Source organism: Micromonospora sp. NPDC048040 (assembly GCF_055587185.1).
On record NZ_JBVJGT010000010.1, the window covers coordinates 21,324 to 46,807 of the forward strand.

19 protein-coding genes and 2 tRNA genes are annotated in these 25,484 nt (G+C 72.2%); 4 read left to right on the forward strand and 17 right to left on the reverse strand.

Annotation, left to right across the window (positions count from 1 at the left end; translation table 11 throughout):
- Nucleotides 1-68 precede the first annotated feature (68 nt).
- Nucleotides 69-329, reverse strand: a complete 261-nt coding sequence (locus ACZ6O2_RS13105; protein WP_466022984.1) for a hypothetical protein — start codon at nucleotides 327-329, stop codon at nucleotides 69-71.
- A gap of 219 nt (nucleotides 330-548) precedes the next feature.
- On the opposite strand from ACZ6O2_RS13105, the gene ACZ6O2_RS13110 reads away from it, so the two are divergent.
- The gene (locus ACZ6O2_RS13110) at nucleotides 549-5,048 is read left to right on the forward strand and encodes a cation-translocating P-type ATPase (protein WP_466022985.1); all 4,500 of its coding nucleotides are present in this window, start codon (nucleotides 549-551) and stop codon (nucleotides 5,046-5,048) included.
- A gap of 478 nt (nucleotides 5,049-5,526) precedes the next feature.
- Here ACZ6O2_RS13110 and ACZ6O2_RS13115 read toward each other — a convergent pair whose 3' ends face one another.
- Nucleotides 5,527-6,513, reverse strand: coding sequence for an L-threonylcarbamoyladenylate synthase (locus ACZ6O2_RS13115; protein WP_466023070.1), 987 nt, complete (start codon nucleotides 6,511-6,513; stop codon nucleotides 5,527-5,529).
- Between the two features lie 266 nt (nucleotides 6,514-6,779).
- On the opposite strand from ACZ6O2_RS13115, the gene ACZ6O2_RS13120 reads away from it, so the two are divergent.
- Nucleotides 6,780-7,397 (forward strand): hypothetical protein, encoded by a 618-nt coding sequence (locus ACZ6O2_RS13120; RefSeq protein ID WP_350702413.1) that lies wholly within the window; start codon nucleotides 6,780-6,782, stop codon nucleotides 7,395-7,397.
- A 79-nt stretch (nucleotides 7,398-7,476) separates the two neighbouring features.
- On the opposite strand, the gene ACZ6O2_RS13125 is transcribed toward ACZ6O2_RS13120, so the two are convergent.
- The 9 genes from ACZ6O2_RS13125 to gyrB form a co-directional block, all read right to left on the reverse strand.
- On the reverse strand, nucleotides 7,477-8,625 hold the full coding sequence (locus ACZ6O2_RS13125; protein ID WP_466022986.1) for a hypothetical protein: 1,149 nt from the start codon (nucleotides 8,623-8,625) through the stop codon (nucleotides 7,477-7,479).
- A complete protein-coding gene (locus tag ACZ6O2_RS13130; RefSeq protein WP_466022987.1) occupies nucleotides 8,622-9,140 on the reverse strand; it encodes a SigE family RNA polymerase sigma factor in 519 nt (172 codons plus the stop codon). Before ACZ6O2_RS13130 ends, ACZ6O2_RS13125 begins: the two co-directional genes overlap by 4 nt.
- 157 nt (nucleotides 9,141-9,297) lie before the next feature.
- Complete coding sequence (locus ACZ6O2_RS13135) at nucleotides 9,298-10,518, reverse strand: low temperature requirement protein A (RefSeq protein WP_466022988.1); 1,221 nt, start codon at nucleotides 10,516-10,518, stop codon at nucleotides 9,298-9,300.
- 248 nt (nucleotides 10,519-10,766) lie between these two features.
- Nucleotides 10,767-10,842, reverse strand: a tRNA-Ala gene (locus tag ACZ6O2_RS13140).
- Between the two features lie 40 nt (nucleotides 10,843-10,882).
- Nucleotides 10,883-11,011, reverse strand: a complete 129-nt coding sequence (locus ACZ6O2_RS13145; protein ID WP_350702420.1) for a DLW-39 family protein — start codon at nucleotides 11,009-11,011, stop codon at nucleotides 10,883-10,885.
- A 45-nt stretch (nucleotides 11,012-11,056) separates the two neighbouring features.
- Nucleotides 11,057-11,130, reverse strand: a tRNA-Ile gene (locus tag ACZ6O2_RS13150).
- Nucleotides 11,131-11,349: 219 nt separating this feature from the next.
- The gene (locus ACZ6O2_RS13155) at nucleotides 11,350-12,264 is read right to left on the reverse strand and encodes a DUF3566 domain-containing protein (protein ID WP_466022989.1); all 915 of its coding nucleotides are present in this window, start codon (nucleotides 12,262-12,264) and stop codon (nucleotides 11,350-11,352) included.
- Between the two features lie 4 nt (nucleotides 12,265-12,268).
- On the reverse strand, nucleotides 12,269-14,788 hold the full coding sequence (gyrA, locus tag ACZ6O2_RS13160) for a DNA gyrase subunit A (RefSeq protein WP_466022990.1): 2,520 nt from the start codon (nucleotides 14,786-14,788) through the stop codon (nucleotides 12,269-12,271).
- Between the two features lie 130 nt (nucleotides 14,789-14,918).
- Nucleotides 14,919-16,865: a DNA topoisomerase (ATP-hydrolyzing) subunit B gene (gene gyrB, locus ACZ6O2_RS13165; RefSeq protein ID WP_357450208.1), complete on the reverse strand. Its 1,947-nt coding sequence runs from the start codon at nucleotides 16,863-16,865 to the stop codon at nucleotides 14,919-14,921.
- Between the two features lie 507 nt (nucleotides 16,866-17,372).
- Between gyrB and ACZ6O2_RS13170 the strand changes: the two genes are divergently transcribed.
- A complete protein-coding gene (locus ACZ6O2_RS13170; RefSeq protein ID WP_350702428.1) occupies nucleotides 17,373-17,927 on the forward strand; it encodes a hypothetical protein in 555 nt (184 codons plus the stop codon).
- Here the strand turns inward: ACZ6O2_RS13170 and ACZ6O2_RS13175 are convergent.
- The gene (locus ACZ6O2_RS13175; RefSeq protein ID WP_350702430.1) at nucleotides 17,912-18,418 is read right to left on the reverse strand and encodes a MarR family winged helix-turn-helix transcriptional regulator; all 507 of its coding nucleotides are present in this window, start codon (nucleotides 18,416-18,418) and stop codon (nucleotides 17,912-17,914) included. The genes ACZ6O2_RS13170 and ACZ6O2_RS13175 overlap by 16 nt on opposite strands.
- Before the next feature lie 82 nt (nucleotides 18,419-18,500).
- Here ACZ6O2_RS13175 and ACZ6O2_RS13180 point away from each other — a divergent pair, with 82 nt between their 5' ends.
- Entirely contained in the window at nucleotides 18,501-18,728 is a 228-nt protein-coding gene (locus ACZ6O2_RS13180) for a hypothetical protein (protein ID WP_350702432.1), read from the forward strand.
- Between the two features lie 26 nt (nucleotides 18,729-18,754).
- On the opposite strand, the gene ACZ6O2_RS13185 is transcribed toward ACZ6O2_RS13180, so the two are convergent.
- The 5 genes from ACZ6O2_RS13185 to dnaA form a co-directional block, all read right to left on the reverse strand.
- Nucleotides 18,755-19,399 carry a DciA family protein gene (locus ACZ6O2_RS13185; protein WP_350702434.1) on the reverse strand — a complete coding sequence of 215 codons (645 nt, stop codon included), beginning with the start codon at nucleotides 19,397-19,399 and terminating at the stop codon, nucleotides 18,755-18,757.
- Entirely contained in the window at nucleotides 19,389-20,522 is a 1,134-nt protein-coding gene (recF, locus tag ACZ6O2_RS13190) for a DNA replication/repair protein RecF (RefSeq protein WP_466022991.1), read from the reverse strand. The genes ACZ6O2_RS13185 and recF overlap by 11 nt, the downstream gene beginning before the upstream one ends.
- Before the next feature lie 16 nt (nucleotides 20,523-20,538).
- Nucleotides 20,539-21,411: a phosphogluconate dehydrogenase (NAD(+)-dependent, decarboxylating) gene (gene gnd, locus ACZ6O2_RS13195; protein WP_350702438.1), complete on the reverse strand. Its 873-nt coding sequence runs from the start codon at nucleotides 21,409-21,411 to the stop codon at nucleotides 20,539-20,541.
- A 40-nt stretch (nucleotides 21,412-21,451) separates the two neighbouring features.
- Nucleotides 21,452-22,585, reverse strand: coding sequence for a DNA polymerase III subunit beta (gene dnaN, locus ACZ6O2_RS13200; RefSeq protein ID WP_357450227.1), 1,134 nt, complete (start codon nucleotides 22,583-22,585; stop codon nucleotides 21,452-21,454).
- 790 nt (nucleotides 22,586-23,375) lie between these two features.
- Nucleotides 23,376-25,226, reverse strand: coding sequence for a chromosomal replication initiator protein DnaA (dnaA, locus tag ACZ6O2_RS13205; protein ID WP_466022992.1), 1,851 nt, complete (start codon nucleotides 25,224-25,226; stop codon nucleotides 23,376-23,378).
- Between the last annotated feature and the right edge of the window lie 258 nt (nucleotides 25,227-25,484).

Sequence of the window (25,484 nt, forward strand, 5' to 3'; positions counted from 1 at the left end):
AGCGGTTCGTTCAGCATGGGATCAGCCTCGGACCTCAACCCGTATTGAGGTCAAGGGTGACCCGGCTCTCAGGCCGCTTCCAGCGCCTCCCCGAGCCCCTTCGCCAGCCCGGACAGGTGCTGGTCGGCCAGCAGGTGGCCGGCGGTGATCACCAGCGCCAGCGGCCACTCGATGACCTGGAGCGCGGCGAGCACCCCGAGGCCCGCGTAGTAGGCGAGCTTGTCCGGCGGCGGGACGGCGACCTCCCCGAGCCCCGGGACATCCACCCGCCGGGTGAACGCCCGGATCGTCTCGTGCGCCCCGCTGAGCGGTCGCGTCAGTGTGCTCATCCCGGCCTCCCCGATGACGGTGACAGTGGATCCGGGGTTCCACCGGCGCAGCCGTCCATGCACCGCCGGTGGGGAGAAAATTCCCCTGCTCGAAGGGCATAACGGACGGCCCGCCGGGAAGCCAGGGCGCCGGAGCGGAGGCGTGGGAGGCGAGATGGCGTACGGCGGGAGCAGCAGCAGCGGGGGGCCTGGCCGGCGCCTGTCCGGTCGTACGCCTCGATGACCTCGCTGGGCCGCGCCGCCGGCCGGCTCCTGCCGTCCGTCGCCGTGCCGCAGGTCGTCGGCGAGGCGTCCCGGACCGTCGGCGCCGCCGCCACCCGGCTGGCCCGCGTGGCCGGGCTGACCAAGCGTCGGGTCTGGTCCCGCCCCGGGCGGCACCACATCGAGGTGCACGGCGTCTGCCAGGACGGCGGCGACACCCTCGCCCGGCAGGTCGAGGCGGCGCTGGAGCGGATGCCGGGGGTGGAATGGGCCCGGGTCAACGCCCCGTCGGGCCGGGTGGTCGTGGCCGTCGGTACGCCGGAGCCGAGCCTGCGCGACCTCGTCGCGACCGTCGCCCGCGCGGAACGCACCTGCCCGCACGAGCCGGATCCGGAGATCCCGCCGCCGCACCCTCCCGAGGAGGGGCCGCGCACGCCGCGCACCCTCGGCGGGCTGGCCTCCGACGCCCTCGGCCTGACCATCTCCGCCGCCACGAGGATCCTGCCGTTCACGCCGGTGCCCGGGGAGGTCGCCGGGCTGCTCGGCGCGGTCGACCTGCACCCGAGGCTGCACGCGCTGGCCGACCGGGGCCTGCGCGCCGATCCGCGCGCCGACCTGCTGTTCCCGCTGGCCGAGGCGGTCGTGCAGGGCCTGACCGGCGGCTGGACCGGGATCGTGCTCGACGGCGCGCAGCGGGTGGTGCAGTGGGGTGAGGCGCGGGCCCAGCTCCGGGCCTGGGCGCAGGCGGAGCCACGGCTGACCGGGGACCCGGAGCGGGCCGTCGCCCGGACGCCGAAAATCGAGCGTCCCCGCCCGAAGCCGGACGGCCCGGCCGAGAAGTACGTCGTCCGGATGCTCACCGCCGGCGCCGCCGCCGCGGTCGCCGCCACGCCGGTGGTGGGCCGGAAGCGGGCCGCCGCGCTGGGGCTCTCCGCGCTGCCGAAGGCTCCCGGCAGCGGCCGCGAGGGCTACGCCGCGCAGCTCGGCCGGATCCTCGCCCGGCGCGGGGTGATCGCGATGGACCGCAGCGTGCTGCGCGAGCTCGACCGGATCGACACGCTGGTGCTGGACGCGGCGGTGCTCGGCTCCGACCGGGGCGTGCTGGCGGACCTGGCGCCGCTGGACGGGGCGGACGTCGGACAGGTGGCGACACGCGCGTTCACGCTGTTCGACCCGGCCGCCCCGTGGGAGCTGCGGCGCGCCGACGGCTGGCGGCTCGGGCCGCTGGACGCGCTGGACGCCGAGGACCCGGGTGACACCACCGACAGCCGCCGGCTGCGCGAGGGCGGCGGATCCCTGCTCGGCCTGGCCGACGGCGACACCCTCGCCGCCGTGCTGCGGGTCGACCCGGAGCCCGCGCCGGGCGTGGACGCCCTGCCCACCGCCGCCCGCCAGGCCGGCCTGCGGGTGGTCGTGGCCGGCGACGACGACCAGCGGTACGGCTTCGCCGACGCCCACCTGCCCGGCGGCGACCGGTTGGCCGAGTCGGTGCGGACGCTGCAGTTCGCCGGGGCGGTGGTGATGGTGGCCTCCGGCGACCGGGCCGCGCTCGGCGTCGCCGACTGCGGCCTGGGGATCTCCGCCCCGGAGGACCTGCCGCCCTGGGGCGCGCACCTGCTGGTCGGCACCGACCTGCGGGTGGTGGCGCTGCTGATCGAGGCGACCGGGGTGGCCCGCCGGATGACCCGGCAGAACCTCGGCGTGGCCCTGGCGGGCACGGGCCTCGGCGCGCTGGGGGCGTTCACCGCCGCACCCGAGCAGCTGCCCGGCCGCACCCTCGCCGCCGTGAACGGCGCGGCCGCGCTGGCCTTCGCGCACGGCGTCGTACGGGCGCGCCGCCTGCCCGACCGGGCGGACACCCCGGCACCGGCGGTCACCGCCTGGCACCTGATGCCGTCCTCGGCCGTCCTCGACCAGCTCGGCACCGCGCCGGGCGGGCTGGCCACAACCGAGGCCGAGCGCCGCCGGAGCGGCGGGACCGGGCAGCCCGCCGGGCCGACCGGGCTGCTGCGCGCCTTCGTCGACGAGCTGGCCAACCCACTGACGCCGGTGCTCGCCGCCGGGGCGGTGCTCTCCGCCACCTTCGGCTCGCTGGTCGACGCCGCCCTGGTCGGCGGGGTGGTCGGCGGGTCCGCGCTGCTCGGCGCGGTGCACCAGCGCAACACCGAGCGGTCGCTGGCCGAGCTGCTGTCCCGCTCGGCGGTGACCGCCCGGGTGCGCCGGGACGGCGCGGAACGGGTGCTGCCCGCCGAGGACCTGGTGCCGGGGGACGTCATCCTCCTCGAATCGGGGGACGCCGTCCCGGCCGACTGCCGGGTGCTGGAGTCGGCTGGCCTGGAGACCGACGAGTCCTCGCTCACCGGCGAGTCGCTGCCCGTCGGCAAGACCGACCAGCCGGTCGTCGCCGCGGCGGTCGCCGACCGGCGGTCGATGCTCTACGAGGGCACGACCGTCGCCGCCGGCCAGGGCACGGCGGTGGTGGTGGCGACGGGCGCGGACACCGAGGCCGGGCGGAGCCTGGCGATGGCCCGGCAGGCGCCTCCGGCGAGCGGCGTGGAGGCCCGGCTGGGCAGGCTGACCCGGGCGGCGGTCCCGCTGGCCGCCAGCTCGGCGGTGGCGGTGGCCGGCGCGGGTCTGCTGCGGGGCGTGCCGCTGGCGCAGACCGCCGCGACCGCCGCGAACCTGGCCGTCGCCTCCGTGCCGGAGGGGCTGCCGTTCCTGGTCAGCGCCGCCCAGTTGGCCGCCGCGCGGCGGCTGGCGGAGCACGGCGCGCTGGTCCGCAACCCACGCACCATCGAGGCGCTCGGCCGGGTGGACGTGCTCTGCTTCGACAAGACCGGCACGCTCACCGAGGGGCAACTGATGCTCGCCGGGGTCGGCGACGACAGCCGGTACGCCCCGGTCGACCGACTCGACGACGGTCAGCGCGCCACCCTCGCCGCCGCCCTGCGGGCCACCCCGGCCGCCGCCGACCCGCACGAGCTGGCCCAACAGACCGACCGCGCCGTCCGCTACGGCGCCCAGGCCGCAGGGGTGGTCGAGCAGACCGGCGCGGACGGGTGGGAGGCGGTCGGCGGCCTGCCGTTCGAGCCGTCCCGCGGCTACCACGCCACGGTGGGGCGCAGCGGGGGCCTGCTGCTGCTCAGCGTCAAGGGGGCACCGGAGTCGGTGCTGCCCCGATGCTCCGCGTGGCGTACGCCGGGGGGACGCGACGAGCCGCTCGACGACAAGGGACGCGACGGGCTGCACGCGACGCTCGCCGACCGGGCCGGGGCGGGGCACCGGATCCTCGCCGTGGCCGAGTGCCGGGTCTCGTCGCCGGGCGTCACCGACGAGCAGGTGCGCGACCTGACCTTCCTCGGCTACCTGGCTCTCGCCGACGGGGTGCGGGAGAGCGCCGCCCCGGCCGTGCGCCGGATCCGCCAGGCCGGCGTGCACACCATCATGATCACCGGAGACCACCCGGCGACCGCCGAGGCGATCGCGGCCACCATCAGCCATCACGACGAGCAGCGGGTGGTCACCGCGACGGAACTCGACCAGCTCGACGACGAGGCCCTCGCGGCCCGGCTGGCCGCCACGGACGTGGTGGCCCGGTGCACCCCCGCGCACAAGGTGCGCATCATCCAGGCGTTGCAGAAGTGCGGGCGTACGGTCGCGATGACCGGGGACGGCGCCAACGACGCGCCGGCGATCCGGCTGGCCGACGTGGGCATCGCGCTCGGCCAGCGGGGCACCCCGGCGGCCCGCGCGGCCGCCGACCTGGTGGTCACCGACGACCGGTTGGAGACCATCATCGCCACCCTGGTCGAGGGCCGGGCGATGTGGTCCTCGGTACGCCACGCGCTCAGCATCCTGGTCGGCGGCAACCTCGGCGAGATCGCGTTCAGCGTGCTCACCGCCGCCGCCACCGGCCGGTCGGCGCTCACCGGGCGACAGCTCCTCCTGGTCAACCTGCTCACCGACCTGGCCCCGGCGCTGGCGATCGCGATCCGGCCCCCGGCTGCGGACCACGCCGACGGCCTGCTGCGGGAGGGCCCGGACACCTCCCTCGGCGAGACGATGACCAGGGAGATCGGTTTGCGCGCGGCCGCCACCACGCTGGGCGCCACCGCCGGCTGGACGCTGGCCCGCTACACCGGGCGGCCCCGGCGGGCGGGCACGGTCGCGCTGGTGTCGCTGGTCGGCACCCAGCTCGGGCAGACCGTGCTGGCCGGCGGCACCAGCCCGGCAGTGCTCGCCTCCACCGCCGTGTCGCTCGGGGCGCTGGCGGCGGTCGTGCAGACGCCCGGGGTAAGCCAGTTCTTCGGCTGCACGCCGCTCGGCCCGGTCGGCTGGACCATCGCCACGGGCTCGGCGCTCGGCGCGACCTTCGCCAACGGCGCGCTCACCCGCCTGGTGGAACGCCTGCCGCAGTCCGGCCCGCACGGCGCGGAGCAACCCGACGGCGGCGCGGGCGACACCAGCGACGCGGGCGACGCCGGCGATACTGGCGATACTGGCGACACGGCGTCGTAGCGGTGACCGCCGCTTGAGCCGTCGTCGGCCCTTCCCTGTCGACGCTGTCGAGCTGCCCCACCAACGGGGCTGGCCGGTCCGCCTCAGCCCGTCGGCGTCAGCCGTCGGCCCCGACCCCCGTGGGCCTCACCGGTGAACTTCACCTGAACCCGGCCGCCCGGCCCGCGGCGTCACCTGGCCGCCCCGCCCACCGGTCTCATGGACGGGGCAGCTCGACAGGACCCCGGCCGGCCGGTCAGGAGCCGTCCGGGCGCGTCGGGCAACAACCTGCGACAGGCCGATCCCCCGTACAGAGATCGCCGCCTCCCGGCCGGGGCCGGAGGCCGGCGGCGACCGGTCGTGTCGTGCGGTCGACCGCGCTCGGAGATGGCCTCGATGAGGTCACCCACGGGACGCTCGGGCAGGGAGCGGGCCACGTCGGCGACGGCCACGATGCCGACGAGCTCGTGCCCGTCGATCACCTGGCAGCCGGCGCACGTCAGTCCGCCGGCTGCCAGGTGGCGGCGGCGCGGCGCAGCCGGTCGTTGATCGCGCGGCCGACGCCGACCTCCGGAACCGGCTCGACCACGATCTCGCCGACCCCGGTGGCGTCCAGTTCGTGCAGCGCGTCGAACAGCCGCGCGGCGGCCTCGGTCAGGTCACCGGCGGCGGAGAGCACCTCCACCGCCGCCCAGTCGCCCGCCGGCGGCTCGCGGAAGGCCAGGAAGCCGCGCCGGACCCCGTCGGCTGCCGGCGGCTCCCCGCCCGACGCCAACCGCAACGGCGTACGCGGGGCGTAGTGCGCCGCCAGCGTGCCGGGCGCGACCGGCTGCCCCGAGCTGCCGGGGCGTACGGTCACCTGGCCGACGGCCTCCTCCAGCGCCTCCAGCGGCAGCGCGCCGAGCCGCAGCACCACCGGCCGCTCGCCCCGGGCGTCCACGATGGTCGACTCGATCCCGCACCGCGTCGGCCCGCCGTCGAGCACCACGTCCACGGCCGCGCCCAGGCCCCGCACCACGTGCTCGGCCCGGGTCGGGCTGAGCTGACCGAACCGGTTCGCGCTCGGCGCCGCCACCGGCACCCCGGCCTCGGCGATCAGCGCCCGCGCGTACGTGTTGTCCGGCACCCGGACCGCCATCGTCGCCAGCCCGGAGGTGACGATCGGCGGGATCGCCGCCGGCCGGTCCACGATCAGCGTGAGCGGCCCCGGCCAGAAGCGCTCGGCCAGCGTCGCCACCGCCGGCGGCACCGCCCCGACCAGCTTCTCCAGCTCGGCCGCGTCGGCGAGGTGCGTGATCAGCGGGTCGAAGCTGGGCCGCGCCTTGGCCTCGAAGATCCGGGCGGCCGCACGGGGGTCCAGCGCGTTCGCGCCGAGCCCGTAGACGGTCTCGGTGGGAAAGGCCACCAACCCGCCGGTACGCAGGACGGAGGCGGCCTCGGCAATGCCGCTGCCGGCCGGGAGCACGCGCGGGGATCCGGTCACGATCCGACGCTAACGTGCCGGGGCAGGCGGAGCGCAGGCGGCCGCCGATGTGGCTCGTTCGGTCCCGCGGCGGCACATGCCCGGTTGGATCCCTGCCCGCAGGCCGCAACCGCGCATCGCAGTTCGCACTCTGCCTATCACGGCTGTCCGGCCCGTGGGGGAAGAGTTCGAATCAGCCGGTACGCCCGGGTCGTCCGTGGTTACCTGACGACGGGTCGCGCCCCACTTCAACAGGTGTTCACGGAGATTCCACACTTGGGGTGATTTTGTTGTCAATACGGACATTGGCCCGTATCGGGGCAGCCACCATCCTGGCCGCCGCGATCGGCCTCGGATCGGCCGCACCGGCCTGGGCCGACACCACCATCAACATCGATCCGGCGGACGTCGGCACGACAGCGGCCGCGTTCGGCACCCAGAAATGCGATCCGAACCTCGGCGGCGGCCCCTTCCCGGGCGAGGACGTCTGGGTCTTCGCCCTGCCGTCTCCCAAGCAGCAGGGCACCTTCACCTCGCTGACCATCGAGTTCGCCACGGAGGGCGGCCCCGTCACGGAGACCATCACGACCACGCCCGCCGGCGACCGGGCGATCGTCGGCGACAAGGCGTGGATCAGGACGCCCGCCGGCCTGTCCTCGACCGGGGAACTGGTGAATCCGTTCGCCCTCACCAACGCGACGGCGGTGATCACGGGCACCGACGGCACCTTCGACCTGGCGCAGACCTGCCCGGCGACCGGCGGGACAGCCCGCCCGAGCCTGCCCGTGACCGACACGGGGATCTCCGGCCCGGCGCTCGGCAGGCTCGCCGCGATGGGTGGCAGCCTCGTCGCGGCCGGCCTCGTACTCCTGCTTCTCATGCGGGTGCGCCGCCGCAACGAGGCATGAGTTGAGCGTGAAACAGACCTGACCCGCGGGACCGGAACCAGGGGCATGGCCCACGACGCGATGTCGTGGGCCATGCTGGTCAGAACGCGAGCTTCTCGGTGGCCGTACCGAGCGATGATCCGACATGCACCCGCTGCGCGGTGTCCGATCCCTCCGCAAGCTGCACCGTCTTCGTCACCTTGCCGGTCAGGTCGACGACCTTCAGGCTCGGTCGTTCGGTGAGGTCCCGATCGCCGTAGTCCTTCACGATCAGGTGCCTGCTGTCGTACCAGCCCACCACCGTTCCGGCGGTCGGTACGGAGAACTCCTCTTCGACGGTGCCGGTGGCGGCGTCCACGATCTGGATCCGGTCGCTCCCGAACCGGTTGTCCAGCGCGATCCGGCTGCCATCGGGTGAGAACCCGCTGCCCTCGTCGAGCGAGCCGCCGGTGACGCGAAGAACACGGGTCCGCTTGCCCGACAGGTCGTAGAAGCCGATACCAGTCACCCGGCCCGGCTCGCTCTCGCTATCAGAGACCGAGTGGGTCAGGGCGACCCCCGTTCCGTCGGGTGTCCAAACGAAGGCCAGCCCGTTGGTGTTCTGCGTGCTGACGTCGGGCACCTCGACCTGGCGGGTGGCCAGCGTCGCGGCGTCGACGAGCAGGAAACCAGGGCCGGGGCCGTCTTCCGCCTTCGGCCGATTGGTGATCAGGATCTGCCGACCGTCAGGCGACCAGCTGGCACCCGAGGTGTAGCCGGCGCTGCCCGGCAGCCACCGGACCTTCCCGCTCTCCCGGTTCAGCACCCCTCTCCTCGACGGATGAGCCAGGCTGTTGTCGCCCTCGTGCACCAGCACCTGGCTGCCGTCCGGGGACGGCACCACCTCGTTGAACGGGACCTTGTCGTACTCACCGGTGTCCGGGTCGAGCAACAGCGAATAGTCGTCCGCCGGCCCCGGATCTCCCGGGTTGTTGACCCCGCTGTACGCCGTCACGACGAACGGCTTGGCGGCCGGTCCCGGGCCCGTCCCGGCGGGCGACAGATCGTCGTCGGGGGCGGTCAGGACGCCGACAGCCAGCGGTACAGCGGCCAGTGCCACGGCAAACGCGGCCACGCCGGCCACCGCCAGGCGCGCGGTTCGCTGCCGGCCGGCCGTACGAATCGCGGCCTGAGCCAGGTCCGCCGGCGGGGGCGCGTCGGCGAGCTGGTCGAGCGCTTCGCGAACGGCGTTCTCGAGCTGGGTGGTCACTGGTGAACCTCCTGCGCCAGACGATGGTCAAGTTCAGGGCAGAGTGAGCGGATCCGGTCGAGAGCGCGGACAGCCTGGCTGCGTACCGTCGCCGGCTTGCAGCGCAGAATGTCGGCGATCTCCTCGTCGGGCAGGTCCTCGAAATATCGCAGCACGAGTACCGCCCGCTGTTTCGGCGCCAGGCGGTCCAGGGACGCCCGCAACGCCAGGCTCAGGTCGACTCGGCCGGTGAGGTCCGTGTCGGCCACGTCCGGAACCTGATCGGTGAAGACCTCTCGGCCCCGCATCGGCCGGCGCCACCAGCTCACCTGCTCCCGGTACAACGCTCGGCGCAGATACGCCTCGGGGTGGCCATGGCGGACCTTCCCCCAGTGCCGGTACGCCCTGGCCAGCACCGTCTGCAACAGATCCTCGGCCTGCTGCCGATGACCGGTCAACGCCAGCGCGGTCCGGAACAGCGCATGCGACCGTGCCGCGACAAAGGCGGTGAAGTCCTGCCGCGTCTCAAGATCCATGGAAGCTCCCGCGTCTCATGCTCTTAACAACGCGAGATCGGCATGGCCTGCTGCTTCACCACACCCGCAATCCTGGCCCGCTCCCTGACAGCGGTGCCGGGACCTTGGCAGCGGGCGCCGCACTAACCGTCCGTGGACCTCGTGCGGACTGTCCCCGCTACGCGGACGGGGACGGGGCCTCCGGTGGGCTGCCGGCCGCGTGTAGCGCGTCCGCGACGGCGACACCGAGCAGCACGACGGCAGCGGCGACGGCGGCGAGCAGCGGCGGGCCGAAGATCAGCGGCGGAGCCAGCAGAGCAAGAGCGGCGATGCCGATGACCCGGCGCAGGGCGAGCCGGTTGAAGACGATCCGTTCCAGCCGAATGCGGCCCAACAGGAAGACCGCCGGCCCACCGAGGATGATCGCCAGCCAGGCCAACTGGGACCGCCCACCAGGATGCGCCAGCACGATTTCCGAGCCAGTCGCGGCGGCGACGATGCCGAGCACCATGAGCACATGGGCAGCGCCAGCCGTCCGGCCGGCAACCTCCCGGTTCGACGACATCGCGACGGCCTCCGCCAGCACCTGGCCGGCGCGATAGAAGTAGATCCGCCACATCAGCACGGACGAGACGAATGTGCTCACCAGGGCCGCCGCCGTAGCGAGCGTGGCGGGGTGGTTGGCGTAGGTGACGCCTATCGACACCACCGTCTCGCCGAGTGCGATCAGCAGCAGTTGCTGGTATCGCTCGGGGAGGTGTCGGGTGCTGGCCATCCCCCAGCCGCTGATAGTTGGTCGGCGCATGCCGGGTACCGGCCAGCCGAACTGCGCCGCCACCAGGTCCACCGTGATGGCGATCGACCACAGGGCGACCCGGTGGTTTCCGTGCATCACCGCCCCGGTGAGCCAGATTACGCCGGAGACGCTCGCCCAGATGGCCAGGCGGGTGTAGAGCGCCCGTATCTCCTCGTGCTCCCGCAACAGCGGCCGGAGCAGCAAGGGGCGTCCAACCTGCAGCAACACGTACACAACGGCGAACGAGGCGCCGCGTGCCTCGAACTCGTACGGCAGGGATGTCGCCATGATCAGCAGGCCGAACGCGCTGACCAGGACCAGCAACTGGATCCAGCGGTTGCGGCAGTCGAACCGGCTCGTGATGTACGCGGTGGTCGTCCACAGCCAGAGCAGCGGCAGGGCCAGAACCATCGTGTACGGCAGCGACAGCCACTGCTGGCGCACGTTGTTGGAGAGAAGGTCCGGCACCATCCGGCTGACGACCCCGAGCAGGGCGAAGACCAGCACCAGGTCGAAGAACAGTTCCAGAAAGTTGGCCTGCCGAGCGTCCTCTTCGCCACGCAGGATGTCCTCGGACTGCGCCGGCTCCGATGACTGCCCCATCCGCCCATGGTCGCCGGAGGATTGTCTTGTGCGCGCCGATTTAGCCCGCTTCATCACCTGGCCGACCTCACGGCGCAGCCGTGGACCCTCGAAGCCTGGCTGACCGGGTGCCCACTATCCGGATGGTGGCAGACACCTACGGGCACGTCCTGCCCGCGCGGCCTCGGCCATCGACCGGGTCCTAGGTGAGGAGGGAGCGGCGTGACCGCTTGGCTGCACTCGGAACCGAGATCAACCGATGGAAGTGCTGGTGGAGCCCAGGGGACTCGAACCCCTAACCCCTGCCTTGCAAAGGCAGTGCTCTGCCAGTTGAGCTAGGGCCCCGGGGCGGACGTGCCGCCGGTGCTGGCAGTGGTCGGTGCGCTCAGCGCAGGTCGGGCGCGGTGGTCGCCTCGTGCCAGAGGGCGCGCTCGTCGCTGGAAGCCTTGATCTTCTTGGCGACCACGGCCGCCACCGCGACGACGCCGGCAAGGACCAGAAGCTTCTTGAACATTTGGGGCCTACCCTCGCGCTCGACTGCCGTCGGACGAATGTGCGGTGGGGCTAGCTGGAATCGAACCAGCGACCTCAGAGTTATCAGCTCTGCGCTCTAACCGACTGAGCTATAGCCCCGCGTAGCGACGAGCGCAACATTAACCCATCCGCCCGCCCGGCCCCAAATCGGGGGCCGCCCGGACATCGGGTGTCGCCGTCGCCCCTGAACCTACCGGAGGCGCCGCGCCCGGCCCAGGCGATTTCGCCGGCCACGCGACACCTTGCCCGGCGCCTGCTCCCCGACGCACGGAAGCCGGGGCTCCGCGCATCGGCGGTGCCCCGGCTACCCGAGGTGGATCAGTCGCGCTCGGCGAGGGTCAGCTCGATGCCCCCGACCAGGTCGGCGCAGACGTTGTAGACGAACGCCCCGAGCGTGGCGAGCGCCGTGAACAGCACGACGTTGACCAGGCCGATCAGCGCCGAGCTGAGGATCACGCCCTTGGCGGTGATCTGGAAGCCGCTGGTGCTCTGACCGCCGCCCGCGCTGACCAGGTCGGTCAGGCTGTCGTTGACGCTGGCGAACACGCCCATCGCGTCGAGGGCCAGGTAGAGCACCGAGGTGGCCACCACCACGACGATGAAGAGCACCACCGAGACGGCGAAGGCGAACTTCATCACGGACCAGGGGTCGATCCGCTTGAGGTTCAGCCGGGCCCGGCGTGGTCCGCGCGACGCGGCCGAGCTGACCGACGTACGCGCTGCGCGTACCGCCTCGCCCACACGCGCGGCCCCGACGGCGGCCGCGCCGCTGATGCCCGGCGGCAGGCCGCCGCCGCTGGCCGGCCGGCCGGCGCCGGTCGGACGGCCACCGTCCGGCTGCGGCTTGGCCGTGCCGGTGACGCGGGGCTGGGTGCCCGTGGCAGTGCCCGTGACCCGCGGCTGTGTGCCGGTGGCGCCGGTCGGCTGGCCGGCGCCGACCGTGAGCGGCTGGGTCGTCGTCGGCTTGGCGGCGGTCGCCGTGGCGGCGGGGGCCGGCTTGTCGACCCCCACCGTCTCGGTCCTGTCCGCCGCGTCCGCGTCCTCGGAGGGCTTGTCCGGCGGCGGTGTCATGCCGGGAGCCCGGGTGAATTTCGGGGCAGGCGCGTCGGCGGGGACCGTCGCCCGGCCCACGGCCGCGCGGCCGGTCGCTGGTGTGCCGCTCTTGGCGGCCTCCTCGTCGACCGGGTTGGCCGAGGTCCCCGTGTTCCCCGACTTCGCCTGTGTCTCCGTCATTCAACTAGTCCTGTTCGTCAGGCTCGTCGGCATTGCGAGCAATCGCCACGATAGTCACGCCGTCCGGAAGGTCCATCAGCTTGACCCCCATTGTGTTCCGATCACGCGTACGGCGTACAGGCTTCACCGGAGTCCGAATGACACCACCGTTACTGGTGATCGCGAACAGCTCGTCGTCCGGGTCGATCACCACCGCGCCGACCAGACCACCACGTCGCTCCGTGATCTTCGCAGTCAGCACGCCCTTACCTCCCCGGCCCTGGACCGGGTATTCCTCGATCGGGGTACGTTTCGCGTAACCACCGTTCGTGGCCACCAGGACGTCCAGCCCCTCGCGGACCACCTCCATGGCCAGCAGGATGTCGTCCTCGCTGAAGCGCATGCCGATCACGCCCGAGGTGGCCCGACCCATCGGGCGCAGCGCCTCGTCGCTCGCGTTGAACCGGATCGCCTGCGCGTTCTTGGAGACCAGCAGCAGGTCCTCCTCCGGGGCGACCAGCGCCGCCCCGACCAGCTCGTCCTCGTCGCGCAGGTTGATCGCGATGATGCCGCCGGACCGGGGGGAGTCGAACTCCTCGAGCCTCGTCTTCTTCACCAGGCCGTTCTTCGTGGCGAGCACCAGGTAGGGAGCCACCTGGTAGTTCGGGATCTCGATGATCTGTGCGATCTGCTCGTCGGCCTGGAACGCGAGCAGGTTCGCCACGTGCTGGCCCTTGGCCACCCTACTGGCCTCGGGCAGCTCGTACGCCTTGGCCCGGTAGACCCGACCCTTGTTGGTGAAGAACAGGATCCAGTCGTGGGTCGAGCAGACGAAGAAGTGGCTGACGATGTCGTCCTGCCGCAGCGTCGCCCCGCTGACGCCCTTGCCGCCACGCCGCTGGGAGCGGTAGAGGTCGACCTTGGTCCGCTTGGCGTAGCCGGTGCGGGTGATGGTGACGACCACGTCCTCGCGGGCGATGAGGTCCTCCATCGAGACCTCGCCCTCGAACGGCACGATCTTCGTCCGCCGGTCGTCGCCCCACTTGGCGACGATCTCGCCGAGTTCCTCGGAGACGATCTTCCGCTGCCGCTCGGGCTTGGCGAGGATGTCCTTGAGGTCGGCGATCTCCAGCTCCAGCTTGGCCAGGTCGTCCAGGATCCGCTGGCGTTCCAGCGCGGCGAGCCGGCGCAGCTGCATGTCCAGGATCGCGGTCGCCTGGATCTCGTCGATCTCCAGCAGCCGGATCAGGCCCTGCCGGGCGTCCTCCACCGTGGGCGAGCGCCGGATCAGGGCGATCACCTCGTCGAGGGCGTCCAGCGCCTTGGCCAGACCGCGCAGGATGTGCGCCCGCTCCTCGGCCTTGCGCAGCCGGAACGCCGTCCGCCGGCGGATCACGTCGATCTGGTGGTCGACGTAGTAGCGGATGAACTGGGCGAGGTTGAGCGTGCGCGGCACACCGTCGACCAGCGCCAGCATGTTGGCGCCGAAGGTCTCCTGGAGCTGGGTGTGCTTGTAGAGGTTGTTCAACACCACCTTGGCGACGGCGTCGCGCTTGAGCACGAGCACGATCCGCATGCCCGTACGCCCGGAGGACTCGTCGCGGATGTCGGCGATGCCGCCGAGCTTGCCCTCCTTGATCAGCTCGGCGATCCGCTCGGCCAGGTTGTCGGGGTTGACCTGGTAGGGCAGCTCGCTGACCACCAGGCAGGGGCGGCCACGCTTGTCCTCCTCGACCTCCACCACGGCGCGCATCCGGATCGACCCGCGCCCGGTGCGGTACGCGTCCTGGATCGCCTGGGTGCCGACGATGAGGCCGTGGGTGGGGAAGTCGGGGCCCTTGACGATCTCGATCAGCGCGTCGAGGGTGGTGGCCTCGTCCTCGTCCGGGTGCTCCAGGCACCACTGCACCGCCGCGCCGATCTCGCGCAGGTTGTGCGGCGGGATCTTGGTGGCCATGCCGACCGCGATGCCCTCGGAGCCGTTGACCAGCAGGTTGGGGATCCGCGACGGCAGGATGGTGGGCTCCTTGGCCCGGCCGTCGTAGTTGTCCTGCAGGTCGACGGTGTCCTCGTCGATGTCCCGCAGCATCTCCATCGCCAGCGGGTCGAGCTTGCACTCCGTGTACCGCATCGCGGCGGCCGGGTCGTTGCCGGGCGAGCCGAAGTTGCCGTTGCCGTCGACCAGCGGGTAGCGCAGCGACCAGGGCTGCGCCATGCGGACCAGCGCGTCGTAGATCGCCGAGTCGCCGTGCGGGTGGAACTGACCCATCACGTCGCCGACGACGCGGGAGCACTTCACGTAGCCGCGGTCCGGGCGGTAGCCGGAGTCGAACATGGCGTAGAGGATCTTGCGGTGGACCGGCTTGAGCCCGTCCCGGACGTCCGGCAACGCCCGCCCGACGATGACGCTCATCGCGTAGTCGAGGTAGGAGCGCTGCATCTCCACCTCGAGCCCGACCGGTTCGATGCGGTCGTGCGCGACGACGGCGCCGACCGTCTCGGGAACCTCGGGCTCGTTCGGTGTGGACTCGGGGATATCGGTCACTGTTAACCCTTATCAGACTCAGAGTCGTTTTCGTGCTGTGGATAACGGCTGTGGAAACCGGCCATGCTGTGGATAACTCTGTGGATTGCCGGGCCGACCGGTGGATGACCGGTCGGCCCGCCGAGCCCCGTCAGATGTCCAGGAACCGGACGTCCTTGGCGTTGCGCTGGATGAACGAGCGGCGAGCCTCGACGTCCTCACCCATCAGCACGCTGAACAACTCGTCGGCGGTTGCCGCGTCGTCGAGCGTGACCTGACGCAGCGTACGCGTCGCCGGGTTCATCGTGGTCTCCCACAGCTCCGGGTAGTTCATCTCGCCGAGACCCTTGAACCGCTGGATGTCGTCCGGCTTCGCGTTCGGCTTCTTCTGCTGGCGCAGCGCGATCAGCCCGTCCCGCTCCCGGTCCGAGTACGCGTACTGCGCGTCGTCGCCCCGCTTGTTCCACTTGATCTTGTAGAGCGGCGGGGCGGCCAGGTAGACGTGCCCCAGCTCGACCAGCGGGCGCATGAAGCGGAAGAGCAGGGTGAGCAGCAGCGTCTGGATGTGCTGGCCGTCGACGTCCGCGTCGGCCATCAGCACGATCTTGTGGTAGCGCAGCTTCTCGATGTCGAAGTCGTCGTGGATGCCGGTGCCCAGCGCGGTGATCAGCGCCTGGACCTCGTTGTTCTTCAGCACCCGGTCGATCCGGGCCTTCTCCACGTTGAGGATCTTGCCGCGGATCGGCAGGATCGCCTGGGTCCGCGGGTCGCGGCCCTGCTTGGCCGAGCCGCCGGCCGAGTCACCCTCGACGATGAAGACCTCGGACTCGCGCGGATCGGTGGACTGGCAGTCGGCCAGCTTGCCGGGCATCGAGCCGGACTCCAGCAGCGACTTGCGCCGGGCCAGCTTGCGCGCCTGCTGGGCGGCGATCCGGGCCCGGGCGGCCTGGGACGCCTTCTGGATGATGATCTTCGCCTCGGCCGGGTTCCGGTCGAACCAGTCCACCAGCCACTCGTTGCAGACCCGCTGCACGAAGCTCTTCACCGGGGTGTTGCCGAGCTTGGTCTTGGTCTGGCCCTCGAACTGCGGGTTGGTGAGCTTGACCGAGATGATCGCGGCCAGGCCCTCGCGGATGTCCTCGCCGGAGAGCTTCTCGTCGCCCTTGAGCAGCTTCTTCTCCGCGCCGTACCGGTTGACGACGCTGGTCAGCGCGGCCCGGAAGCCCTCCTCGTGGGTGCCGCCCTCGTGCGTGTTGATGTTGTTGGCGAAGGTGTAGACCGACTCGCCGTACGACTCGTTCCACTGCATGGCGATCTCGACCGACATGCCCTCCTCCTCGGCGCCGAACTCGACCACCGTCCGGTGGATCGGGTTCTTCGAGGCGTTGAGGTGCCGGACGAAGTCCGCGATGCCGCCCTCGTAGCGGAAGGTGACCTCGCGGATCTTGCCTTCCTCGCCCTCCGGAACCCGCTCGTCGAGCAGGTGGATGGTGAGGCCGCGGGTGAGGAAGGCCATCTCCTGGAGCCGCCGGTAGATGGTCTGGAAGTCGAAGTCGACCGTCTCGAACACGTCCGCGTCGGGCCAGAAGGCGACCGCGGAGCCCGTCCGGTCCGTCGTCTCGCCCTTCTCCAGCGGGGTCGGCTTGGAGTTGTGGTACTGCTGCCGCCAGACGAAACCGGACTTGTGGATCTCCACCGCCATCTTCGTGGAGAGGGCGTTCACCACGGAGACGCCCACGCCGTGCAGACCGCCGGAGACCGCGTACGCCTTGCCGTCGAACTTGCCGCCCGCGTGCAGCACCGTCAGCGCCACCTCGACACCCGGCTTCTTCAGCTTCGGGTGCAGGTCCACCGGGAAGCCCCGGCCGTTGTCGGTGACCCGGACCCCGCCGTCGGCGAGCAGCACCACGTCGATCGTGTCGCAGTGCCCGGCGAGCGCCTCGTCCACCGCGTTGTCGACGACCTCCCACACCAGGTGGTGCAGACCACGCTCGCCGGTCGACCCGATGTACATACCGGGCCGCTTGCGGACCGCCTCCAGACCCTCGAGAACGGTGATCGACTCTGCGCCGTACTCCTGCTTGTCCTGCGCTGCCACCCTCGGCCACTTTCTCGCGCCGTGCGCGCCTGGTGGCGCGTCGGGCGCGGGTTCGGCGGACAGGACGCGACGTCGGCACGCGGACCGGCACCGGGGACAATTCCGGGGTACGGGTCGAACGTGCCGGTCGCCGCGGTTGCCCGCGGATCGCGATCGGCTCGACCTGGCATGGAGAATGATCGCGGGCCCCGCACCGGGCCCGTGTCTCGTCGCTCCGCACCGGGTCTTCGTCTCGGGGTCAATCTTACTGTGCGGCAGCGACAGAACCACCACTCGGCACCCCTGCGAGGCGTCTCAGACCGACGTAGCCGGCCGAACCGCGCCGCCCGCGACTCCCCCTACACGCAAGGGCCCGATCGAGGGCGCGACCGGCCGACGATCGGTGTCGGCCGGCGGCCAGGAGAGACCCGCCCCGCCGCGCCGACAGCCCGGCCTTGATCTTTTCCGGCCGGAACCGGACGATCGACCCGATCGAACCGACACACGCTCATTAAGAGGTGACACCAGATGGGGCTGGACAACGTCGCGGTGCAGTGGCCGCGGACCGGCCGCTTCTACGATCCGGTCGCGCCGGCGGAGTTCGTCGACTTCGGCGACATCGTCGACATGCCGCGTATCTCCGCGCCGACCGCGGCGCTCGCCGAGCTGATCGCCAAGACCGGCACCGTCCGGGCCACCGCGTACACCGAGCTGGTGGACCTGCTGCTCGGGCTCGAAGGTGTGCTCTACGCCACCGACGCCGCGGCCGAGGACGAGGACCCGGTGATCGACCCGGACGGCTGCGCCTGGATCGCCGGCGGCGTCGAGCGGTTCGTGGCGGGCCACCGCCCGCACGGCGAGGCGGTGACCTTCGACTCGGTGAGCCAGGTGCTGCGGTCGCTGCTCGCCGACGGGCGGCTGGCCGAGCAGCAGTTGCGCTGGCTCGACAGCCGGCTGGACGCGCTACGCGACGAGAGCGGCGCGCCGCCGCAGTGGAACTTCACCTGTGCCGAGCTGAGTGTGCTGGCCGCCTTCTACCGGCGCTGCGCCGACCGCGGCTTCGCCGTCTACGCCGACGCCTGACCCGGCGCCCCGCCCGATCCGCGTGGGTCGGGCGGGGCCGCGGCGCCGGCGCGGTTGGCGGCGGTGATGACCCGGGTCAGCACGGTGTGCAGGTGACGCAGGTCCGCGATCGGCAGGCCCAGCCGCTCGACGATCGCGGGCGGGATCTGCTCCGCGCGCTCCCGCAGGGCCTCACCGGCCGGGGTCAGCGTCACCGCGAGGCTGCGCTCGTCGGCGGGGTCGCGCTCCCGCCGGACGTAGCCGTTCGCCTCCAGGCGCTTGAGCAGGGGCGACAGCGTGCCCGGGTCGAGCTGCAACAGGCGGCTGAGCTCGCGTACGGACAGTGGCGCGTACTGCCACAGGGCGAGCATCACCAGATATTGCGGGTGGGTCAGCCCCATCGGCTCCAGCAGCGGCCGGTAGACCGCGACCACGCCGCGCGCGGCGACGGAGAGCGCGAAGCACACCTGCTGCTCCAGTGCCAGGGGATTCCCGTCGAAATCGTCGGGCACGGGCTGGACCTCCTCGTCGTCGTTGCTATCGTACCAATGGTTGGGGTACTAATTATTTGCACGCTAACGGAAGGGTCAGTCGATGAGCGAGGAGAAGCCGGCTCCGAAGGGCTCTGGCGAGGGTGGCTGGCTGATGGCGTGGGCCTTCCGGCGCTGGGCCGGCCCGCCGGAGGTGCAGGGTGCCGTGCAGGGTGGCTCCAACGAGGCCCGTGAGGCCTGGAAGCAGGACCTGGAACGCCGCAAGCAGTGGAGCCGCGAGCAGCGGGAGCGCAAGCGCGCCGAACGGGAGGCCCGGCGCGGCGGTCACTGACCGTCAGCCGAAGCGGTCACTGACCGTCAGCCGTAGGTGTCCCGGGGGCCGCGTCCGCGTACCCGGCGGGGGCCCTTCGACCAGGAGGGCGCGGCGGGGCCGTGGATGTGCAGCTTGCGCACCACGTTGTGGCCGACCTCGCGGGCGATCTGCTGGAGCAGCGAGCCGGCCAGCAGCCGTAGCTGGGTGGCCCAGGCGGTCGACCGGGCCTCCACGGTCAGCTCGCCGTCCTCCAGCTTGACCGGTCGGCTGTGCTGGGCCACCTCCGGGCCCACCACCCGCTCCCAGGCGCCGAACACGGTCGCCTCCGCCGCCGGCTGCTGCCAGCCGCGCGCCTTCACCAGCCGGTTGAGCACCGCGCCGAGGGGCTGCGGGTCCCGCGGGTCCGGCCCCGGGCCCGAGTAGCCGCGCAGGCGGCGCTGCGGGCCGCCGTCGCCGTCGCCACCCGCGCCACCGCCGGGGGCACGCCGGCGGGTGCGCGCCGCCGCCTCCCGCCGGGCCCTGGCGGCGTCGAGCACCGCCCGGGCCAGCTCCGGCCCGCTGGCGCCGGCCGGGGCGTCCCCGCCGCCCGCCGCGCCGCCGGAATCACCTGTCGTCCTGCCGGAGTCGTTGCCGGCCGGCCCGCCGCGCCCCGGACCCAGGCGGGCGGGGGGCAACTGCTCATCCGACACGGCGCACCGTCCCCTCGCCGACGGCGTACCGGGTGCCGCGCAGGGACGCCGGCACGTCGTCGTCGACCGCGCAGGTCACCAGCAGCTGGCTCGCCCCGCCGACCAGCCCGGCCAGCCGCTCCCGCCGCCCGGCGTCCAGCTCGGCGAAGACGTCGTCGAGCACCAGCACCGGCTCGACGCCGTCTGAGCGGAGCAGGTCGTACCCGGCCAGCCGCAGCGCCAGCGCGTACGACCACGACTCGCCGTGGCTGGCGTACCCCTTGGCGGGCAACGGACCGAGGGTCAGCGCCAGCTCGTCGCGGTGCGGGCCGACCAACGTGGTGCCCCGCTCGACCTCGGCGGTGCGGGCCTCGGCGAGCGCGGCGGTCAGCGCCGCCGCCAGCGCCGCCCGGTCGGTGGTCGGCTCCGCCAGCTCCACCGAGGGCCGGTACGTAATCCCGGCCGCCCCCCGGCCCGCCGCCACCGCGTCGTACGCCTTGGCCACGTGCGGGGCGAGCGCGGCGACCAGCTCCAGCCGGCCGGCGAGCAGTTCCGCGCCGTGCCGGGCCAGGTGGGTGTCCCAGACCGCCAGGGTCGACAGGTCCCCGCCCCGCGACCCGCCCGTCTTGCGGGCGAGGTACGCCGTGCGCAGCAGGGCGTTGCGCTGCTTGACCACCCGCTCGTAGTCGGCGCGCACCCCGGCGTAGCGGGGCTGGCGGCTGACCAACAGGTCGTCGAGGTAGCGGCGGCGCTCCGCCGGGTCGCCCCGGACGAGCTCCAGGTCCTCCGGGGCGAACAGCACGAGCCGCAGCGCGCCGAGCACGTCCCGCGCCCGGCGGGCCGGGGAGCGACCCAGCCGCGCCCGGTTGGCCTTGCCCGGCACGATCTCCAGCTCGACCAGCAGCTCGCGCCCCTCGTGCACCACGGCGCAGCGGATCACCGCCGAGGCGGCGCCCATCCGGACGAGGGGGGCGTCCGTGGCGACCCGGTGCGAATCCAGGGTCGCCACGTAGCCCAGCGCCTCGACGAGATTCGTCTTGCCGACGCCGTTGGCGCCGATCAGGACGTTCGCCCCCGGCTCCAGGTCCACGCCGACCCGCTCGTACGAGCGGAAGTCGACCAGTTCGAGCCGGCGGACGTACACAGCCTGTGGATACCGGTCAGCGCTTACGGACGGCGTGCCCGCCGAACTGCTGACGCAGCGCGGCGACGGCCTTCATGGCCGGCGAGTCGTCCTGCCGGGAGGCGAACCGGGCGAAGAGCGAGGCGGTGATCACGTTCAGCGGTACGGCGAGCCGGACCGCCTCGTCGACCGTCCACCGGCCCTCGCCGGTGTCCTCCGTGTAGCCGCTCAGCTCGGCCAGCTCCGGGTCCTCGTCGAGGGCCCGGTCGAGCAGGTCGAGCAGCCAGGAGCGCACCACGGTGCCCTCGCGCCAGGACTTGAACACCCCCGGCACGTTGGTGACCAGCTCGGACTTCGCCAGCAGCTCGTAGCCCTCGGCGTAGGCGTGCATCAGACCGTACTCGATGCCGTTGTGCACCATCTTGGCGTAGTGCCCGGCGCCGACCGGCCCGGCGTGCACGAAGCCGAACTCGCCCTCCGGCTTCAGCGACTCGAAGATCGGCATGAGCCGGTCGACGTGCTCCCGGGCGCCGCCGACCATCAGCGCGTAGCCGTTCTGCCGGCCCCAGACGCCGCCGGAGACACCGACGTCGAGGTAACCGATGCCCTGCTCGTTGAGCCGCTCGGCGCGCGGCGCGTCGTCGCTGAACCGCGAGTTGCCGCCGTCGATGATGATGTCGCCCTCGCCAAGAACGCCGGCGAGCTCGTCGATGGTCGCGTCGGTGACACCGGCCGGGACCATGACCCAGACCGCGCGCGGAGACTCCAGCTTCTCCGCCAGCTCCGCCAGGGTCGCGACGTCGCTCAGCTCCGCGTTGTGGTCGAAGCCGACCACCTCGTGCCCGGCGGCGCGCAACCGCTCGCGCATGTTGCCGCCCATCCGGCCGAGCCCTACCAGGCCGAGCTGCATGTGTTCCTACCTCCGTGCGTCGGGGTCTTCTCGGGCGCGATCAGCGGGAGACGCGGATCGGCATGATGAGGTAGCGGTACCCCGGGACGACCTCGCCATCCTCGCCGGCGGGCGAAATCACCGCGGGCTTGAAGGCGTCGACGAACGAGAGCACGGCGAACTGGGCCCCCAGGTTGGCAAGGCCGTCGATCAGATACTGCGGGTTGAAGCCGATGGTGAGCGGGTCGCCGGTGAAGGTGGCCTCCATGGCCTCGCTGGCCCGCGCCTCCTCGGTGCCGCCGGCCTCGACCACCAGGCCGTCGGCGCTGAAGCTGAGCAGCACCGGGGTCGCCCGCTCGGCCACCAGGGCGACCCGCTTGACGACCTCGATCAGGGTGCTGACGGGCACCCGGGCCTCGGCGTTGTGGGTGGCCGGGAAGAGCGAGCGCACCGGCGGGTAGTTCGCGCCGTCGAGCAACCGGCTGGTGGTGCGCCGGGTGCCGCCGGCGAAGCCGATCATCCCCTCGCCGGCCGCGCCCTGGGAGAGCGCCATGGTGACCTGGCCGCCGAGCGGACCGAGGGCCTTGGCGGTGTCGTGCAGCGTCCGGGCCGGCACGAGGGCGTTGATGCTGACCTCGGGGTCGTCCGGGTTCCACTCCATCTCGCGCAGGGCCAGCCGGTAGCGGTCGGTGGCGAGCATGGCCAGCGTGCCGCCGGAGAGTTCGATGCGTACGCCGGTCATCATCGGCAGCGTCTCGTCGCGGCCGGCGGCGACGGCGACCTGGGCGACGGCGGCGGCGAAGGCGGCCGCGTCGACGGTGCCGGCGCTCTCCGGCATCTCCGGCAGGGACGGGTAGTCCTCGACTGGCATGGTGGGCAGGGTGAACCGGGCGCTGCCGCAGACCAGTTCGAGGTGCGCCCCGACGGCGGCGATGTCCACCGGCTTGGCGGGCAGCGCCTTGGTGATCTCGGCAAGCAGCCGGCCGGAGACCAGGGCGGCCCCGTCGGCGTCCCCCTGCACCTCGACGGTCACCTGGCTGGAGACCTCGTAGTCGAAGCCGGAGACCTGCAGGTTCCCGTCCGTGACGCGCAGCATCACGCCCGCGAGCACCGGTACGGACGGCCGGTTGGGCAGGCTCTTCGCGGTCCAGGCCACGGCCTCGGCGAGCGCGTCGCGCTCTACTCGGAACTTCATCAATGCCTCCGCGTCGACGTCAGCGACAACTCTCTCATGCCGACCGCTGCCTACCGACCCGCCTGTCCGTGCGGGTACCCATCGCACCTTAGGGCGCGCGGGCATCGGCTGTGCGCCCGACCCCGTGGACTCCCCGGTGCCGGAGGCCCGCCCACGGCGGATCCGGCCAATCCACAGGAAGTCCAACGGTGGTGATTGGTTTTTGTTGTCTTAGAAGAGATAACCCGTCATCTTCATCGCACCTGTGCAAACTGTGGAGAACTGCCGTCTGCGCAGGTCAGACACGTTATCCACCGGTGGTTTGGCTGTGGAGAACCAGGGGTACAACCCGTGTCGCGATCCACAGCCGGCGACTTCCCCCAGGTTTTCCACCGTTGTCCACCGGTTGTCCACCGGTAATCCACGGACTTTCTCCCCAGTCCTGTGGACAGGCGGAACCGGCTCGACGGGCGTCATCCCCAGAACCTTCAACAGTTCGCCCACAGGCGGACCGTCGTCGGTGGACAACGACGACGTTGTCCCCAGGCGTCCACAGCGTCGTCCCCAGGGTTTCTCCACAATCTGTGGGTAACCGAGGATTGTGCGGACGGTAGTTATCCACAGGCGGTGGACGACGAGCTGTGGACAACGATCCGGGCGGTGGACGGACACGGCTTCGATGGTGTGGTCTCCACCATGTCGAGGGTCAAGCCCGGGCCGGCTGTGGAGAAGGAAGAAGCGCCCGGCCGGTGGTCCGGCCGGGCGCTTCCGTCACTCCTCGCCCCACCGCGCGCGACGGTGGGCGTACGCGTCAGGTGTTCTGCTTGATCCGGTTCGTCAGCTCGGCGATCTGGTTGTAGAGCGAGCGGCGCTCGGCCATCTGCTGGCGGATCTTGCGGTCGGCGTGCATGACGGTGGTGTGGTCCCGCCCGCCGAACGCCTGCCCGATCCGGGGCAGCGACAGGTCGGTCAGTTCCCGGCACAGGTACATGGCCACCTGGCGGGCGTTCACCAGCACCCGGGAGCGGGAGTGCCCCCGCAGGTCCTCCAGGCTGACGCCGAAGTACTCGGAGGTGGAGACCATGATCTGGTCGGCGGTGATCTCCGGCCCGGCGCCGTCGGGGATGAAGTCCCGCAGCACCTCCTCGGCGAGCGACAGCTCGACCGTGGACCGGGTCAGGCTGGCGAACGCCGTCACCCGGATCAGCGCGCCCTCCAGCTCCCGGATCGAGTTCGACACCCGCGAGGCGATGAACTCCAGCACGTCCGGCGGGGCGTAGAGGCGCTCCTGCGCCGCCTTCTTCTGCAGGATCGCGATCCGGGTCTCCAGGTCCGGCGGCTGGATGTCGGCGAGCAGCCCCCACTCGAACCGGGTACGCAGCCGGTCCTCCAGGGTGGCGAGCTGCTTCGGCGACCGGTCGGAGGTGATCACGATCTGCTTGTTGGCGTTGTGCAGCGTGTTGAAGGTGTGGAAGAACTCCTCCTGGGTGCGCTCGCGGGTCTCCAGGAACTGGATGTCGTCGATCAGCAGGATGTCGACGTCGCGGTAGCGCCGCTGGAACGCGCTGGTCTTGTCGTCCCGGAGCGAGTTGATGAAGTCGTTGGTGAACTCCTCGGTCGAGACGTACCGGACCGAGCGGGCGTTGCCCAGCGTCGTGGCGTAGTGCCCGATGGCGTGCAGCAGGTGCGTCTTGCCCAGCCCCGAGCTGCCGTAGATGAACAGCGGGTTGTACGCCTTCGCCGGCGACTCCGCCACCGCGACGCTCGCCGCATGGGCGAAGCGGTTCGACGAGCCGATGACGAACGTCTCGAACATGTACTTCGGGTTGAGCCGGTTGCCGCCGCTCTCGACGCCGCCGGGCAGCCGCCGGTCGTCCCGGCCGCCGGGCCGGTGATCCACGCCACCCCGCCCCGGCCCGCTGTCGGTGCCGGTGTCCCGGGGCAGCGCCCGGATCACGTGCTGGTCCCGGGGGGAGACGGCGTCCTCGCGGTAACGCGGCTCGAACCCCCGGGTGTCCGCGGTCGGCGGGTCCAGCCGGGCGGCCTGCTCGTCGAAGCCGCGTCGGTCGGGCGCGCGCCGGTCGGGCCGCGGCGGCTCGGCGAACGCCGTGCTGAACAGGGCCTCCTGGCCGTCCCGGTCGCCCGGGCCGGACCGGAGCCCGTCGTCGACCGGCAGCGCGGCCGGGACCGGCCCGTCCGACCGCCGCTCCGGGTGCGCCTGCTCGGGGATGTGCGGCGGTTGCTGCCCGGGGTCGAGGGCCGCGCCGTCCAGCAGGCCCACCGCCGCGCCGTCGAACGTCGCCGGCCCGTCGCCGAAGTCGCGCGGCCCGCCGTCGTGGTCCACCAGCCCCGGCTCCGGGGCGCTGCGGTAGACGGTGCCCGCCGGGCGGCCGGAGCTGTCGTCGGCCACGCGCACGGTCACCGCGACCTGGATCGGCCGGCCCAGCCGGCGGGTGAGCGCCTCGGTGATCGCCGGACGCAGCCGGGACTCGATCACGTCCCGGGTGAAGGCGTCCGGGACGGAGAGCAGCGCGGTGTCCTCGACGATGGCCCGCAGCCGGGTCAGCCGCAGGTACGCCCGCTGCTGCGCGGAGATGATCTCGTCGGCGAGTTCGTCGGTCGTCGCCGTCCACACCGCGGCAAGGTCGGTCGTGCCGGTCACCGTCGTGCCACCCCCTCGCCTCTGCTCCGCCGACGCCGCCGTCTTCTCCGGTCGGTCGCCCCGGGCCCGCCGCGTTCACGGGCGGAACGACACCCACCCGGACGGCCGACCGGTCCTCGTCCACAAGTTATCCACAGCCTGTGTACGTACCGATTGTGGCCGCCCGCCGGATGCGGGTCGGACCTGCCCCCTGCCTGAACGGGCGCTGAAGCGGGTTCACCGTGCCGAACGATTCACTGCCTTGTCCGGTCTTGCCCG

Excerpts from the sequence above, each read along its gene's own strand:
- ACZ6O2_RS13105 (WP_466022984.1), bottom strand. The coding sequence starts at position 329 with ATGAGCACACTGACGCGACCGCTCAGCGGGGCGCACGAGACGATCCGG.
- ACZ6O2_RS13110 (WP_466022985.1), top strand. The coding sequence starts at position 549 with ATGACCTCGCTGGGCCGCGCCGCCGGCCGGCTCCTGCCGTCCGTCGCC.
- ACZ6O2_RS13130 (WP_466022987.1), bottom strand. The coding sequence starts at position 9,140 with ATGGATCTTGAGACGCGGCAGGACTTCACCGCCTTTGTCGCGGCACGG.
- ACZ6O2_RS13135 (WP_466022988.1), bottom strand. The coding sequence starts at position 10,518 with ATGGGGCAGTCATCGGAGCCGGCGCAGTCCGAGGACATCCTGCGTGGC.
- ACZ6O2_RS13145 (WP_350702420.1), bottom strand. The coding sequence starts at position 11,011 with ATGTTCAAGAAGCTTCTGGTCCTTGCCGGCGTCGTCGCGGTGGCGGCC.
- ACZ6O2_RS13155 (WP_466022989.1), bottom strand. The coding sequence starts at position 12,264 with ATGACGGAGACACAGGCGAAGTCGGGGAACACGGGGACCTCGGCCAAC.
- ACZ6O2_RS13170 (WP_350702428.1), top strand. The coding sequence starts at position 17,373 with ATGGGGCTGGACAACGTCGCGGTGCAGTGGCCGCGGACCGGCCGCTTC.
- ACZ6O2_RS13180 (WP_350702432.1), top strand. The coding sequence starts at position 18,501 with ATGAGCGAGGAGAAGCCGGCTCCGAAGGGCTCTGGCGAGGGTGGCTGG.
- gnd (WP_350702438.1), bottom strand. The coding sequence starts at position 21,411 with ATGCAGCTCGGCCTGGTAGGGCTCGGCCGGATGGGCGGCAACATGCGC.
- dnaN (WP_357450227.1), bottom strand. The coding sequence starts at position 22,585 with ATGAAGTTCCGAGTAGAGCGCGACGCGCTCGCCGAGGCCGTGGCCTGG.